This window comes from Dactylosporangium sucinum, from assembly GCF_014647515.1.
Taxonomy (GTDB): domain Bacteria; phylum Actinomycetota; class Actinomycetes; order Mycobacteriales; family Micromonosporaceae; genus Dactylosporangium; species Dactylosporangium sucinum.
Genome location: NZ_BMPI01000124.1, coordinates 1 through 15,057, shown reverse-complemented (window position 1 = coordinate 15,057; position 15,057 = coordinate 1). Strand labels below are relative to the sequence as shown.

Here is a 15,057-nt window from a genome sequence, read left to right as displayed (position 1 = left end):
GATGCTGAGGTCGGCCTCCAGGTCCAGATCGAAATCGATCAGATCGACCGGGTACCCGGTCCGCTCACTCAGCACCGCCAGCACCGCACCCTGGAAGTCGAGCTTCGGCGCCTCCGCCACGAGCGAGAGCGCCGCGCTTCCGTTGCCGGACGCTGTGAGCACCGGCGCCGGCACGGTGGACACGGGCGGCCCGGCCGGGGCCGGCGCGGGCAGGACCGGCTGGCGCGGACTCGTCGCCACCGGCGCCGGCGTCGATGGCGGTAGCGGTGGCAGTGGTGGTCTCGCGACGGTGTCCGCCGGGCGGTATCCGTGGTTCATGTCGTTGCCGAGGTAGGCGAGCAAGACGTCGCGCTGGGAGGCGATCATCTCGCGATTCGTCCGGAGGAACTCGGCGAGCAGTTCGTCCGGGCCTCGTCGTTCGTCGCGGTTGTCGGGGCCGCCGGCGGCGGGCTTGGTCGTTGCGGTCATGGACAACTCCTTGATGCGTCGTGGGGGCCTCAACCCACCGGGGATGCAGTTGCCGTCGCGGTCGCGGACCAGCTGGCCGTCCACCGTCCAGAAGGGACGGTCGTCGGGGCCGGTCGGGCTGGCCACGACGGTCTCGCGGCCGTGGAACAGCCAGCCGGTCTGCACCGGCACGCCGGCGCAGGCCAGTTGCGCCGCCGCGGTGAGCACGTCGCGGAGCCCTTCTCCGGTGTTCCGGTCGCAGGCGATCGCGAGGTGTGGCCGATCGGCGAGGACGGCCTGCACCAGGCGGGTAAGTGCCTGCCCCGGGCCGGTTTCGACGAAGGTCCGGACTCCGGCGGCGTACATGGCCTCGATCTGTTCGGCGAAGCGAACCGGCGCGCCGACCTGGGCGGCGAGCTCGTGCCGGACCTCGTCGGCGTTCGCCGGGTAGGCCGCGGCGGTGCGGTTCGACCACACGGCGATGGCCGGTGGTGTGATCGGTTGGTCGGCGAGCACCTGTGCGAAGCGTTCGACGGCGCCGGCAATGAGCGGGCTGTGGAAGGCGCAGGCAACGTTGAGCCGGTGTGTCGTCAAGCCGGCGGCCTGCAGTGCGGTGATCGCCGCCTGCACGGCGCGGGTGGGCCCGGAGATCACCTGCTGGGTCGGGGAGTTGAGGTTGGCCAGGACGATCTCGCCGGCGAGGCCGGCATCGGCCAGGACCGTGGCGATCTGCCCGGTCGTGGCGCTGACCGCGGCCATGGTGCCGGGATCGTCTCCGGCGGCGCCGAGGATCGCTTCGGCCCGCTGTCGGCTGAGCTCCAGCAGCGTCGGCGGGTCGTAGGCGCCGGCCACGCACAGCGCGGCGAGCTCACCGTAGCTGTGGCCGGCGGTGACGTCGGGACAGATGTCGAGCCGGCCGAGCAGATGGCTGACGGCGAGTCCTTCGATACCAAGCACGGGTTGGGCCACCCGGGTGTCGCGGAGGCGCTGCTGCTGGTCGCGTTCGGTGGCCGCATCAAACGCGGCGGGCGGGAGCAGCAGATCCGCGTATTCGGGCCCGAGCTCGAGGTACTCGCGCAGCTCGGGAAACGCGACGAACAGCTCAGCCAGGGCGCCCGGGCGTTGGCTGCCCTGTCCCGGGAACAGGAACGCCAGCTTGCCGGCCCCTGGACCGGGTCGGTCCGCGGGAAGCCTCATCGAGCCGGGCTGGGCGTCGGTCGTGTCCGGTGGTGGCTGAATCAGCCCCTGCCCGGGGTCGTGATCGCCGGCGAGCGCGCGGCGAACCAGCTGGTCGAGTTCGGCGACGTCGCGGGCGACGATCGCGACCTGGACGGGGCCGGAGCGCGGGTCGGACTGCGTGGCGACGGTGGCCGCCAGGTCCCGCAGCCGCCATGGCCGGCCGTACCGGTCGGTGCTGCGCAGCAGGTCGGCGAGTCTGCCGACCGCCTGGTGCGCGGCCGTCCGGTCCCGGCCGCGGAACCAGAACAGCTCCGCCGGCCATTCGTCATGCGCGTGGCGCGGCTCGGGCGTGCGCGGGTCCGCGGCGAGCACCACGTGGTAGTTGGTGCCGCCGAAGCCGAACGCGCTGACCCCGGCGATGCGCTGCCCGGCCGGTGCCGCCCAGGGGCGGGCCGAGGCGGAGAAGCTGAACGGGCTGGACTGCGCGTTCCAGGCGGGATTGGGGCGGGTGAGGTTGATCGTCGGCGGCCTCACCCCGGTGTGCAGCGCCAGCGCGGCTTTGATCACCCCGGCGAGACCGGCGGCGCACTTGGTGTGCCCGATCTGCGACTTGACCGACCCCAGCGCGCAGCTGCCCGGCTGCGCACCGGCCTCGACGAACAGCTGCGTCAATGTCTGTAGCTCGGTGCGGTCGCCGACCACCGTCCCGGTGCCGTGCGCCTCGACCAGACCCACCTGCCGAGGCGAGACGCCGCTTTGCGCGTACGCCCGGTCCAGTGCCCGGCGCTGCCCCTCTGCCCGCGGGGCGGTCAGCCCCAGCGCCCGACCGTCGCTGGCCGCGCCCACTCCCTTGATCACCGCGTAGACGCGGTCACCGTCGCGCCGCGCGTCGGCCAGCCGTTTGAGCACGACACACGCGACCCCCTCGCCCAACGCGATCCCGTCGCCGGTGGAGTCGAACGTGCGGCACCGCCCGGTCGGCGACAGCGCATGCGCCGAGCTGAACATGAGGTAGTCGTGGATGCCGTTGTGCAGGTCCACCGCGCCGCAGATCATCAGGTCGCTGCCGCCGGCGGTGAGCTCCTTGCAGGCGGCGTCCATCGCCGCCAGCGAGGACGCGCACGCGGCATCCACGGCGAAGTTCGGTCCGCCCAGATCCAGCCGGTTCGCCACCCTCCCCGAGATCACGTTCGTCAGCACACCGGGAAACGAGTCCTCGGTGACCACGGGCAGCTCGTTCGCAAGCGCCGCCGGCAGCTCACCCAGGTAGGCGGGCAGCGTCGTGCGCAACACCTCCGCGTTGCTCAGGTCGCTGCCCGCCTCGGCGCCGAACACGACCCCGGTCCGGGAATGGTCGACCCCAGGCGAGCCGGCGTGGTACCCGGCGTCGGCCAGCGCCCGCCGCGCCACCTCCAGGGCCAGCAGCTGGGCCGGGTCGATGCTCGCCAACGCCGCCGGCGGGATGCCCAGCCCGATCGCGTCGAACGGCACCGGCGCGATGAACCCGCCCCACTTCGACACGCTGATCCGGCCCGCCTGCCCCGGCTCCACCTCGGGCGCGTAGTAGGTCTCCGGGTCCCAGCGCTGGGCCGGCACCTCGGTGACCGCGTCGCGAGCACCGAGGATCGTCTGCCAGAAGGCAGCCAGGTCCGGCGAGCCGGGATAGACGCACGACATGCCGATGATGGCGACGTCCAGGGGCGCCGCGGGCCCGGGCTGGGCCGCCGCGGCGTCCGCGCCGAGCGTCGCGGTCAGGGTGGCGATCCGTCCGGCGTGGAAGCGCTGCGCCCCCACGGTCACGTCGGCGTGCAGGGCGGCCACCGTGGTCTGCGCGTTGCGCAACATGGCAACCTGGCCCGCCATGAACATTCCCTCGGCGTGCTGACCCGCCTCGTCCACGTCGACGAGCGCGTCGCCCTCGCGCCGTTTGCCCTTGCTGGCGATCCGGAGCCGACCGACGTTGAGCATCTCCAGCTGCTCCCACACCTGACGGCCGGCCACCCCCGCCGCGTCCAGCTCCCGGCGCATCCGGTGGAAGTCGTCGACGTACGGCGTGTGCAGGCATCGCGTCACGTGCCCCGGCGCCGTCTCCAGCAGCGCCGTGACCGTCGCCCCCAGCACCTCGCGCTGGAACAGCGGCTGGATCGCCCCGCACTCGACCGCCTCGCGGGTGAACAGGTACGCGGTGCCCATCAACACGCCCACCTGCACACCGCGGCGGGTCAGCGGCCCCGCCATCGCCGCCACCATGGCCGCCGAGCGCGCATCATGGATGCCACCGGCGAAGAACACCTGCACCTGGGCGGCGGTCCCGGGCGGCGCGTCTTCGAGGTACTCCTCCAGCGCCAAAGCTTGCGCCTCCCACAACGGGAAGCTCGTGCGCGGCCCGACATGCCCGCCGCACTCGGCGCCCTCGAACACGAACCGCCGCGCACCGGCCCGCAGGAACTGCCGCAACAACCCGGGCGACGGTACGTGCAGGAACGCGTTGAGGCCATCGGCTTCGAGGGCCTTCGCCTGCGCCGGCCGGCCACCCGCGATGATCACGACCGGCGGCCGGACCTCCATCACCGCCGCGAGCTGCGCCGCGCGCACCTCCTCCGGCGCGAAGCCGAGCACGCCCACCCCCCATGGGCGCTGACCCAGCTGCTGCGCGGCCTCCCGCAGCATCCGCTGCGATTGTTCGCCGGAGGCCAGCGCGAGCGCGATGAACGGCAGCGCGCCGTCGTCGGCGACCGCGCCCGCGAACCCGGCCACGTCGCTGACCCGCGTCATCGGCCCCTGCGCCACCGGGATCCGCACGCCCAACGCCTGCGCCAGCGGTCCGCCCGGCGCCAGCACGTCGCCCGCGGCGGTGTCCCCGGACGCGGCCTCGATCGCCACACGGATGCCGCGCACCGCCTGCGCCGTTGTCCCCCACCGCTGGCGGAACACCGCGGCCATCCAGCCGTCCTGACCGACCGGCAGCAGCTCGCCGGCGCCGGCCGACCGGCCGTCGCGGCGCAGGCCCCGGACACCGTCGCACAGCACGGTCTCCGAGCCGTCCATCCGCCCGATCACGGAGCGCACGTCCTCCGGCAGATCGGACTCGGGCATCAGCGCCAGCTGGGTGTCCACGACCACGCCGGCCGCCCCACCGACCACGCATGCGGCGGCGGTGCGCGGCCCGATGCCACCGGCGACCCACACCGGCAGCTCCAGCGCCTCATCGGCCAACAGCTGCTGCAGCAACACGAACGAGCTGAGGTCGCCGGATCTTCCGCCGGCCTCCGAGCCGCGAGCGATCAACCCGTGCGCACCGGCTGCGGCCGCCGCACGCGCCTCCGCACGACTGTTCACCTCCACCAGCACCCGGTACCGCTCAACCGCCTCACGCACCGGCCACCCGCTGTCGGCCGGCAAAACCACCAGGGTGACGTTGCCGTCCGCAGCGCGCTCGACGTCGGCCGGCGTGGCGGTACAACCAGCCGGCACCCGCACCCCGATCGGCCCCGCCGACCACGACGCCGCCTTTTCCAGCGCTCGCAGCGTCCGGAGGTCGCCGCCCGCCAGGTCGAAGACCCCCAGCCCACCACCGGCAGTCGCGGCCGCCACGATCCGCGGACCAGGCTCCACCGCACCACACGGACTGATGGCGATGACCAGATCGTTGCCGCCGAATGCAGTACTCATCGAGCTCCCGTCGATTGGGGCAGGTTTGCAGAAAGCGTTGGGATGGCTCAGGCGCACACCGGCCCACGGCGCAGCCTTGTGCGCCGAGTTCGTTGATTGCTCCGCCAAAGCTCACGTCTGGCGTACGCGCCGCCGGTGTCCGCAGCCGGCTCGGCCGCGGCACCCTCCAGCAGGCTGTGGCCGCGACGCATCATTCGTACAACACAGCCGTCACCCTTGTCCCGGGTTACGCAGAACTCTCTTCGCCGATCGTCCTGTTCACGCACCGGCCGTCTGGTACAAACCAGGTTGTAGATGCCTTGGGCTAAGACGCACGCATGACACACGGCGTCCGGTTCGCTGGTGGTCCCAGCCGGACTCGCAACGCTGTGCATGCGTAGGTGGCAGGCTTCGCCGCCGCCCAGCCCAGGGTTGCGGGCATCACTGTCTTCGCCGTGTGCCCGTCATCCGCACGAGACGGCAGCCGCCCCTGCCCGTCCAGAGATCCCTTGTCTCGACAGCAAGCGTTCTCGACGTCGCGGCGACTGCCGTCGACGGACCTGTACCTGATGAAAGGACACGCATGCACAGGATCAGGTTCATCGCCCGATCTCTGCTCCCCGCCGCCATCCTCGCGGCCGTTCCGGTGCTCACCGTCGGCCAGGCGGCCGACGCCGCCGTCACAACCCAGACGACGAGGGTGTCGGCGGGGCCGGAAAAGCTCGCGAAGGCCCCACCGGACGAGTGCTTCGCCGGAGTCGGCAAGCCGTACCCGCCCGGGCCGCCGTGCAAGGATGGCAAGGCGAAAGTGAACCAGTCGTACGTGTGGGGCCTGACCAAGTCGGGCAACCGGGTCTGGTTCGGGACGGGCGCCAACGTCCAATGCCTCACGCTGGGCACGAGCCTCGCGCAGAGCACGCCGACCCAGAACGACGACTACGTGTGCGAGTACGGCTCCAGCCAGCTGAGCCAGAAGAACGGCAGCTTGATTGCGGGACTGGGTGACTGGCGCGCGCCGAAGGTCTACCTCTACGACACGTCGTCGAAGAAGCTGACCGACAAGACCGGCGACATCAACAAGGCGTCCGGCGACGACAGCCGGCGGCTCAACACGACCATCGGGTTCCGGGCCGCCGGCTCGAACAACGGCGTGGTGCTGCTGGGCGGACCGGGCCTGCTCGGCCTCAACCTCTTCGCGTTCGACAGCGACTCGGGCCGGTATCTCGGTTCGACCAGCCTCAGCGCGTACGGCAACATCCGGCGCTTCGTCGTGGCCGACGGCGTGCTCTACACCGGCGTCGGCATCGGGCCCAGCGGCCTTGGCGGGGGCGCGGTGCTGCGCTTCGACGGCAACAAGTCCAACCCGTTCAAGTACACGGTGGTGGCCAACCTGCCGGCGCAGGTCGCGGACCTCACCGCGCACCAGGGCAGGATCGCGGTCACCACCTGGCCCAGCTTCGGCGGCTACACCAAGTTGACCGCGGCCGGCGTGTGGCTGAGCCCGCGGCTGTCGGACGGCAAGCCCGGCCTGACCAAGGACGACGCCAACGCCTGGAAGCAGGTGTGGAGCGTGTACCAGTACGAGCCCGACCCGGTCGTGGCCAGATCGTACGGTCTCGGCTCGATCGCCTCGTACGGCGGATACCTGTACTGGGGAACGATGCACGTGCCGCTGGATGCCACCGCGGCAATGGTCAAAGCCTACAAGCCGGCGAACGACCAGCAGGGTGCGCTCGCGGTGAAGAATACGCAGCGCACGATCAGCCTCTTCCGCGCCGGGAACACCGACAAGAGCAGCCCGTCGGTCGAGCTGCTCTACGGTGCGTCGCAACTGCCCAAGTACGACCCGAAGGCGAACAACGGGGCCGGCGCCTGGGCGCTCGCCTCGACCGGGTACAAGCCCAAGTACGGCGCGGCGGGATTCGGCAACCCGTACAACACCTACACCTGGTCGATGGTGGTCACCAAAGGCTCGCTGTACGTCGGCACCATGGACTGGGGATACATCAGCCGGTACTCGCCGGCGGCGGCGCTCGGCGGGGTCCGGGCCGCGCTCGGCACCCCCGATCAGAAGTCGTACGGTGCCGACCTCTGGGCGTTCGACAGCCCGCAGGGAGCGGCCAAGCCGGTGAACACCACCGGACTGGGCAACTACCTCAGTTACGGGATCCGCAACATGGTGGCCGACGGATCGGCCATCTACCTCGGCATGGCCAACCCGATGAACCTGCGGACGAACACGGGTGACAACGTGCCCGAAGGCGGTTGGGAGCTGCTCCGGCTCAAGACCACCGCGGACATCCAGGCGCGACCGTACCACCTCAGCTAGGTCTCGTCCGGTCGCCGGCCGGTCGGCGCACGTCGCCGACCGGCCGGTGCGCCGGCGAGTGACCGCGAGTTGCCAACGAGAGGTGGAGACTTCATGTTCCGCAGCATCAGAACCGCGGCGTCCGTCAGCCGTACCATGTGGACAGTGGCGGCCGTGAGCGTGCTCATCGTGCTGATCGCCTGCGATGCGGCACAGCCGACCGGGAATGGCACGGTCACGCCGACCGCTCCGACCAAGTCCGCGGCGGGCGCGGCCAAGCCCCGCAGCCCGTCCGTTGCCGTGGGGTCGACCGACCACAGCATCACCGTCGCCGGCACGAAACGCACGTTCCGTCTCTACCGGCCGGCCAAACTGTCGATGTCGAAGCCGGTACCGCTGGTGGTCATGCTGCACGGCGCCCTCGGCGACGGCCGCCAGGCGGAGCAGGCGTACGGCTGGAACGCCGAGGCGGACCGCCGGGGGTTCGTGGTCGCCTACCCGGACGGGCTCCTGCGATCCTGGGTCGTGAGCGCCGACTGCTGCGGGCCCTCGGCCCGCGGCGGCGTCGACGACGTGGCCTTCATCCGCGACATGGTGGCCAACGTCTCGGACCAGCTGCCCATCGATCCGGCCAGGATCTACGCCACCGGAATATCCAACGGCGGGATGCTCGCCTACCGGCTGGCCTGCGACACCACTACGTTCGCCGCGATCGGGGTGGTGGCGGGCAAGCAGCTCGGGGATTGCCCGTCGCCGGCGCCGATCTCCGTGATCCATGTCCACGGCACCGGCGACGATGTGGTTCCGTACGACGGCAAGCCCGGGAAAATGAACAACGACGGCCAAGGGCTGATCCCGATCAAGATCGACGCCGGATCCGTGCCCGACCAGATCGACAAGTGGCGCACGATCGACCGGTGCGCCGCCCCGCAGACGCGGACCGCGGGAGAGGTCACCACGTTGGTGGCGCAATGCCCGGACGGACGCGATGTCGAGCTCATCACCATCGCCGGCGCCGGGCACCAGTGGCCGGGCGGCGCGCCGCAGCCGGCGGCGGAGTACCTGCTCGGGCTGCCTGCGCCGTCGAAGGCGTTGAACGCCACCAACTCGATCTGGCAGTTCTTCAGCACCCACCCGCGCAAAGGGTGAATCCCGGTCCGCCGCGGCGCCTTGGAGGGCGGGAGGCCGCCCTCCAAGGCGCGTGGACCGACCTACTCCGCCCCGTCGTCCCGCGGTGCGACCAGCACCACCGGCCGTCGGCGTGCGAGGAGGTACAGGATCACGCCGCCGGCGAGCAGGGCCGCGCCGACCGTGGCGACGAGACCGGCCTGCGGACCGGTCAGCGGGAGCCCACCGCCCGGACCGCCGGACTTGCCCGTCGGGTTGAGGACGACCTCGGCGAGGTCGTTGGCCGGGTTGTCGTCCTTCGACACGACGTCGTGCAGCAGCGGGTGCTGGAACGACACGGTGCCGGTCGCGCGGGCTATCACCTGCGTGATCTTGAAGCCGAACTCGACGGTGCTCGACGCGCCCGGCGAGAACTGCTCGTCCCGGTTCGCGCACTCGTAGAACCGCTTGCCGGGAACGTGGCCGGCCTTGGTGCCGCCGCTTTCCTGCCACAGCCCGTCGCACTCGTCCGGCACGGCGACGACCTCGGCGCCGTCCGGCACCACGAGGTAGTACCGCCAGGACGGATCGCCACCGGTGTAGTACGCGTCGACCGTGCCCTTGCCGACGTTCTTGATGCCGATCTTGACCTTGACCACGTCGCCGGCCCCGCCGGTCGCGGTCGCGCCGGTGCTGGCGATGTCGACGGTGTTGGCGATCTTGAACTCGGTGTCGGCGTAGTTGTCCTGGTTGTTGATCTCGACCGACTGCGCCTTGGTCTGCGGCTTGGCCACGGCGGCGAAGCTCCGGCCGCCGGTCGCCTTCTTCGAGCTGACCTTGGAGCGCAGCGACGTGGCGACGTCCAGGCCGCCGCCGGACGGGCCGGCGACGAAGTCCACCCGGTGGTAACGCGCCGCGTCACCCTTGACCTTCGCGTGGAAGCCGGGAGTCTGGCTGCCCTCGTCCGCGGTCACGAACGTGACGCCGTGCCCGGGCTCGAGCGGCTCGCCGAGCGGGCAGGTGACCTCGACACCGGACTTCCAGTCGGTGTACGTGCAGCCGTCGTACTCGTCGGGAGCGAAGGCGGAGTCGAACCAGAACGTGAACGCGGAGTCCTCGGCGGTCCGGTTGCCCTCGTTGAAGTACGTGGCGGGAATCCAGACGTCGTCGCCCGGCTTCGCAGGCTGCTCGCCGTGGCTGTCGTCGATGGCGACCAGGTCGAAACCGTCGGCGACGGTGACCTTGGTGACGCTCGCCGCCTCGCCCGTGTTGTCGGCGGTCGCGACGAGCTTGAGCGTGCCCTTCATGCCGGCCTTGGCGCCGTCGGTGGGCGCCAGGATGAAGGACACCATGAGGTTGGCGTACGAGCCGCTCGGCAACTCGCACGTGGTTGTGCTGCCGGTCACCATGCACATGCCGTCGTCGGTCGGCGTCAGGGTGGCGAACGCGGCGATCGGCGAAGCGTCGATGGTGAACCGCGGGTTCTTCGCGTCGACGGCTGTGGCGCCGTAGTAGAGGGCTTTGCCGACACCGTCGCTGCCGACGGCGACCTCGCTCGTCGCCGATACGGTGAACCGCGGTGCCTGTTCCGCGTGAGCGGCTCCGATCGGCGCGGTGGCGAATGCGAGTGCCACCACGGCGAATGGCACGACTGGACGCGCCGCGATGCGCGACAGCCTTCCTATGCAGGTCCTCAAGATCCGAGGTTCTCCTTCGTTGTCCGTTCGATGCGTGCTGAATCGGTTCGCGGCGACCGCGGCGTTCAGGACATCGATGGTCGGTCGCTGGCGTTCACCATGAATGCGCAGGTTCCGGCCGGCAAGCGGACTCGTCGATATCTCACCCGCCGTTTCACCCGGGTGAGAGGTTTGCGACGACCCCCGCCCCCTCAGGCCCGACGCTGTCAGGGCCTAGCTGACGGATCTTGAGTCGGGTCGGTGTGGCACGGCCGGTGCGCTGTCCAATGTGGACCCCGAGCGCCGAGGACGAACGCCGCCGCAGTCACCCAGCAGGCGACGGTGCGGAAGGGCGAGCAGCCACCATGGATCGTGCCGGACGGGTTGTGGGAGCGGATCGAGCCGCTGTCGCCCCAGCACCCGCGGCGGTCGCGCAACCCCGGGCGGAAACGGGTGCCGGACCGGCAGGTGCTGTGCGGGATCCTCGCCGGCTCCCGCAGATCCCGGCGTGAACCGCTCAGCTCACCGGGTTCCTGTCGCCCCGGTCAGCAGGTGGTCGTGAGCGGGGTATGGCGATGTGGGCGACGTAGATTTTATGTGGTTTGAGTATGTTCATGCGGTTTGATGCCTGGGTCAGTGAGCGCCTTCCAGTGGACGGCGACGTTGTAGTTGCTTTGATGCACCCGCGCGGTCATCGCGCCACTGGGGTTGTCGCAAGGAGGCGGCCGTCGCGGACCTCGGTGATCTGGTCAGCGGCGGTGAGGTGGGTGCGGTCGTGGGTGACCAGGATTGTGGCGGTGGCTTGCTGGTGGGTGAGCTGGGCGATCAGGTCGATGATGGTGGCGCCGCGTTCGTGGTCGAGGGCGCTGGTGGGTTCGTCGATCAGCAGGACGGTGGGGGCGTTCATGATGGCGCGGGCGATGTTGACGCGCTGGCGCTGGCCGCCGGAGAGCTGGTGCGGGCGGCGGTCGGCCTGGGCGGCCATGCCGACGGCGTCGAGCAGGTCGACGGCGCGGCGGCGGGCGGCAGCGGGCGAACGGCCGTCTATGACGGCCATGACCTGGAGTTGCTCGGCGGCGGTGAGCGCGGGCAGCAGGTTGGGTTGCTGGAAGACGATGCCGATGCTACGGCGGCGGAGGGCGGCCTGGTCGTTGCGGCTGAGGTCGGTGACGGTGGTGCCGTCGATGGTGACGGTGCCGCTGTCGGGGGTGATAAGAGTGGCGGCGACGGCGAGCAGGCTGGATTTGCCGGAGCCGGACGGGCCGACGACGGCGGTGAGGGTGCCGCGGGGAACGTCGAGGGTGACGTGGTCGAGGGCGGTCAGGCGGGCGTCGCCGTCGGGGTAGGTGAGGGTCACGTCGGTCAGGTGCAGGGTCATCGGGCGCTCCCGAGGGCGGTCAGCGGGTCGACGGAGGTGATCCGGCGGATGGACAGCGCCGCACCGAGCATGCCGAGCACGATCATGATTGAGGCGGGCACGAGCATGGTGGCCGGGCTGAGTAGGAACGGCACGGTGGTGCCGGCGACGAGAGCACCGGCAGCGGCGGCGAGGGCGGTGCCGGTCAGGGTGCCGGCGGTGAGCAGGACGGCGGCTTGACCGAGGGCGTCGCGCAGCAGGCCGGTGGTGGAGGCGCCGAGGGCTTTGAGGACGGCGACGTCGCCGCTGCGCTGGATGGTCCAGACGGTGAAGAAGGCGCCGATGACCAGGGCGGAGATGGCGAAAAGGAAGCCGCGCATCAGTTGCAGGGAGCCGTTCTCGGAGGTGTAGGAGCCGATCGCGGACAGCGAGTCGTCGCGGGTGACGGTGTGGGTGCCGGCCGTTTGGTCGCCGGCGGCGATGTCGGCTCCGTTGGTGGTGGTCAGGGCGATGACGGTCGCGGTCACCCGATCCGGATCGCTGGTGGGTGGGGCGGTCCGGCGCCAGGTGGTGAGGCTCGTCCAGATGACCGGGGTGTGGCTGAATGAGGCGTCGCCGCGGACGGCGGCGACGGTCAGGCTCCGCCCGGCGAGAGTGAGGGTGTCGCCGGTGTGGAGTCCGAGGTCGTCGGCGGCGATGCTGGACAACACCACGGATCGGTCGTCGATGCGGTCGGCAGCGGGGGCGAGCGGGGAGCCGGGCTGGACGCCGAACACGGACACGGCGACGGCCGTGGTGCCGGCGGTGGCCCAGGTGGTGCTGATGCCCAGTGGCTCGGCGCTGGTGACGCCGGGCGTGCGGGCCCAGTGCTGCCATTGCTCGGCGGTGACGGTGGAGTTGGCGTAGGACAGGTCCTGCCCCGAGCTGGGGGCGTTGAAAGCGATCAGGTCGGCGGGCAGGCCGGTGATCGCGGAGATGTTCTGCTGGCCGAGCCCGGCGGTCAGCCCGGACAGCAGCCCGACAAGCAGGGTGATCAGCACGATGACGGCGCCCATCAGGGCGAAGCGGCCTCTGGCGAACTTCAGGTCACGCCATGCGACGAACACGGTGTACCGCCCCTTTCCTTCGGCGTGATACGGCTGCTCCTACAGTCGCCGCCGACCGGGGGTGCGGGCATCTGCCGCAAGACCGGATGCGCCTTGCATCTTTTGATAGAGGCCCGCCGGGCGTGGCTGTCCGTACGCTGAACACATCATGTCTTCGACCGCGTCCCACCTGCCGCGCACGGCCCGTGGCCTGCTGTGGTGCCTGCATCTGCTACTCGCCGGGCTGCTGGTGCTGGCCGGCGGCCGGGCAGTCGCCAGCGGCGCCGCGCACGCCTGGCTGGTGGTCGCGGTAGCGGGCGTGCTCGCCCTGACCTATGCCGCCGGGGTGTGGTTCGCGCGGGTTCGCGTGTCGCGCCAGGCGGCCAGGGTGTGGCTGGCCGCGGTCGTCACGGTATGGCTGCTCCTGCTGGCCCTGTCCGCAGACGGAGTGTGGGTGGCCTTCCCGCTGTACTTCCTGCAACTGCACCTGCTACCGCGCCGAGCCGGTGTGGTCGCGGTGCTCGTCACCGCGATCGTGGCGATCACCGGTTTCGCCGCCCACGCTGGGAACTTGACGCTGGCCATCACGGTCGGGCCGATACTCGGCGCGGCCGTCGCGATCGCCGTGGTGCGGGGCTACCAAGCCCTGTATCGGGAAAGCGAACGGCGCCGGCAGCTGATCGAAGAGCTCACCGCGACCCGCGCGGATCTGGCCGCAGCCCAGCACACCGCAGGAATGCTGGCCGAGCGGGAACGGCTGGCCCGCGAGATCCACGACACCCTGACCCAAGGGCTGTCGAGCATCCAGCTGCTGCTGCGGGCCGCCGAACGCGCGCTGCCCGACACCACGCAAACGGCCGCTCGTCACGTCGCTCAGGCCCGGCAGGCCGCCATCGACAACCTCGCCGAGGCTCGGCGCTTCGTCGCCGCGCTCACACCACCCGCGCTCGACGACGCCGGCCTGGTCGAAGCCCTCGAGCAGCTGTGCGCCACCACCTCCGCACGGCACCGACTCGCCACCCGCTTGCACCGTACCGGCGAACCGGTGCCACTATCCTCTGCGACCGAGTTCGCGCTGCTGCGCATCGCCCAATCCGCCCTGTCCAACGTCGTCCGACACGCCAACGCCGACACCGTGGACGTCACCCTCAGCTACCTCGGCGACCATGTCGCCTTGGATATCGTCGATGACGGCACCGGCTTCGACCCCACCCAGCTCGCCCCCACGGAGCCGAGCAACGGCGGATTCGGGCTCGCAACCATGCGCGCCCGCGCCCACGCACTCGGCGGCACCCTCACCATCGAGGCCACCAGCGGGCATGGCACCGCGCTGGCCGTTCAGGTCCCGACCGGCACGGGGACGAACCCATGACGGGAACGATGATCCGCCTGCTGATCGCCGACGACCACCCGATCGTGCGGGCGGGCCTGCGTGCCGTGCTGGAGACCGAACCCGACCTGACGGTGGTGGCCGAGGCCGCCACTGCCGAACAGGCCATCACCCGCGCCGCGGACGGCGACATCGACGTCGTCCTCATGGACCTGCAATTCAAGGGCGGCATGACCGGCGCCGAAGCCACCGCCGCGATCACCGCGCGCCCTGGCGCACCCCGCGTGGTGATCGTGACGACCTACGACACCGACGCCGACACCCTGCCCGCCATCGCCGCCGGCGCCACCGCCTACCTGCTCAAGGACGCCCCACCGGAAGAGCTGGCCAACGCCGTCCGCACCGCCGCGACCGGCCGCACCACCCTTGCTCCCGCCATCGCGGACCGACTGATGGATCGCCTGCGCCAGCCCGATACCGCACTGACCCGCCGCGAGACCGAGGTCCTCACCCTGGTCGCCGAGGGCCTGTCCAACCAGGCGATCGGCGCCCGCCTGCACCTGACCGAAGGCACCGTCAAGTCGCACCTGGCCCGCATCTACATCAAACTCGGCGTCGACTCCCGTACCGCCGCCGTCGCCACGGCCACCAACCTCGGCCTCATCCGTCGCTGACCGGCGGCCGCCGCACGGTGGGCGCACGACAGCAGCGCGCCCGGGCGGGGCTGCCCGCCACATCGCGGTTGGGGTTCAACTCCTTCACCGCGGTTCAGCCTCAGCCGCGCGGGCGGCACCGCAGCAGCGCATAGCCCCGGCCGTCGTCCTCGGTGAGGGCCAGCCGGCAGTGCGGGCGCAGCATCGCGACCACGTACGGCAGGTCGGCGGCGAGCGGCGCCCCGAGCCCGCTGGACCACACGA

Annotated in this window: 8 protein-coding genes; 4 read left to right on the top strand and 4 right to left on the bottom strand. The window is 71.1% G+C overall.

Annotated features, from left to right (window positions below; all coding sequences use genetic code 11):
- On the bottom strand, positions 1-5,298 hold a 5,298-nt coding region (locus tag IEZ31_RS54180), incomplete at its 3' end, for a type I polyketide synthase (RefSeq protein ID WP_190258008.1).
- 562 nt (positions 5,299-5,860) lie between these two features.
- On the opposite strand from IEZ31_RS54180, the gene IEZ31_RS54175 reads away from it, so the two are divergent.
- Both IEZ31_RS54175 and IEZ31_RS54170 read left to right on the top strand, forming a co-directional pair.
- The gene (locus IEZ31_RS54175; protein ID WP_190258007.1) at positions 5,861-7,606 is read left to right on the top strand and encodes a hypothetical protein; all 1,746 of its coding nucleotides are present in this window, start codon (positions 5,861-5,863) and stop codon (positions 7,604-7,606) included.
- Between the two features lie 153 nt (positions 7,607-7,759).
- On the top strand, positions 7,760-8,734 hold the full coding sequence (locus IEZ31_RS54170) for a CE1 family esterase (RefSeq protein ID WP_229837255.1): 975 nt from the start codon (positions 7,760-7,762) through the stop codon (positions 8,732-8,734).
- Positions 8,735-8,796: 62 nt separating this feature from the next.
- On the opposite strand, the gene IEZ31_RS54165 is transcribed toward IEZ31_RS54170, so the two are convergent.
- From IEZ31_RS54165 to IEZ31_RS54155, 3 genes are all read right to left on the bottom strand, one after another.
- Positions 8,797-10,326 (bottom strand): hypothetical protein, encoded by a 1,530-nt coding sequence (locus IEZ31_RS54165; protein ID WP_190258005.1) that lies wholly within the window; start codon positions 10,324-10,326, stop codon positions 8,797-8,799.
- 733 nt (positions 10,327-11,059) lie between these two features.
- The gene (locus IEZ31_RS54160) at positions 11,060-11,746 is read right to left on the bottom strand and encodes an ABC transporter ATP-binding protein (RefSeq protein WP_190258004.1); all 687 of its coding nucleotides are present in this window, start codon (positions 11,744-11,746) and stop codon (positions 11,060-11,062) included.
- On the bottom strand, positions 11,743-12,831 hold the full coding sequence (locus IEZ31_RS54155) for an ABC transporter permease (protein ID WP_190258003.1): 1,089 nt from the start codon (positions 12,829-12,831) through the stop codon (positions 11,743-11,745). Before IEZ31_RS54155 ends, IEZ31_RS54160 begins: the two co-directional genes overlap by 4 nt.
- A 229-nt stretch (positions 12,832-13,060) precedes the next feature.
- Between IEZ31_RS54155 and IEZ31_RS54150 the strand changes: the two genes are divergently transcribed.
- Positions 13,061-14,182: a sensor histidine kinase gene (locus tag IEZ31_RS54150; RefSeq protein ID WP_229837254.1), complete on the top strand. Its 1,122-nt coding sequence runs from the start codon at positions 13,061-13,063 to the stop codon at positions 14,180-14,182.
- Positions 14,179-14,814 carry a response regulator gene (locus tag IEZ31_RS54145; RefSeq protein WP_308429545.1) on the top strand — a complete coding sequence of 212 codons (636 nt, stop codon included), beginning with the start codon at positions 14,179-14,181 and terminating at the stop codon, positions 14,812-14,814. The genes IEZ31_RS54150 and IEZ31_RS54145 overlap by 4 nt, the downstream gene beginning before the upstream one ends.
- The last annotated feature ends 243 nt before the right edge of the window (positions 14,815-15,057 follow it).

Excerpts from the sequence above, each read along its gene's own strand:
- IEZ31_RS54160 (WP_190258004.1), bottom strand. The coding sequence starts at position 11,746 with ATGACCCTGCACCTGACCGACGTGACCCTCACCTACCCCGACGGCGAC.
- IEZ31_RS54175 (WP_190258007.1), top strand. The coding sequence starts at position 5,861 with ATGCACAGGATCAGGTTCATCGCCCGATCTCTGCTCCCCGCCGCCATC.
- IEZ31_RS54145 (WP_308429545.1), top strand. The coding sequence starts at position 14,179 with ATGACGGGAACGATGATCCGCCTGCTGATCGCCGACGACCACCCGATC.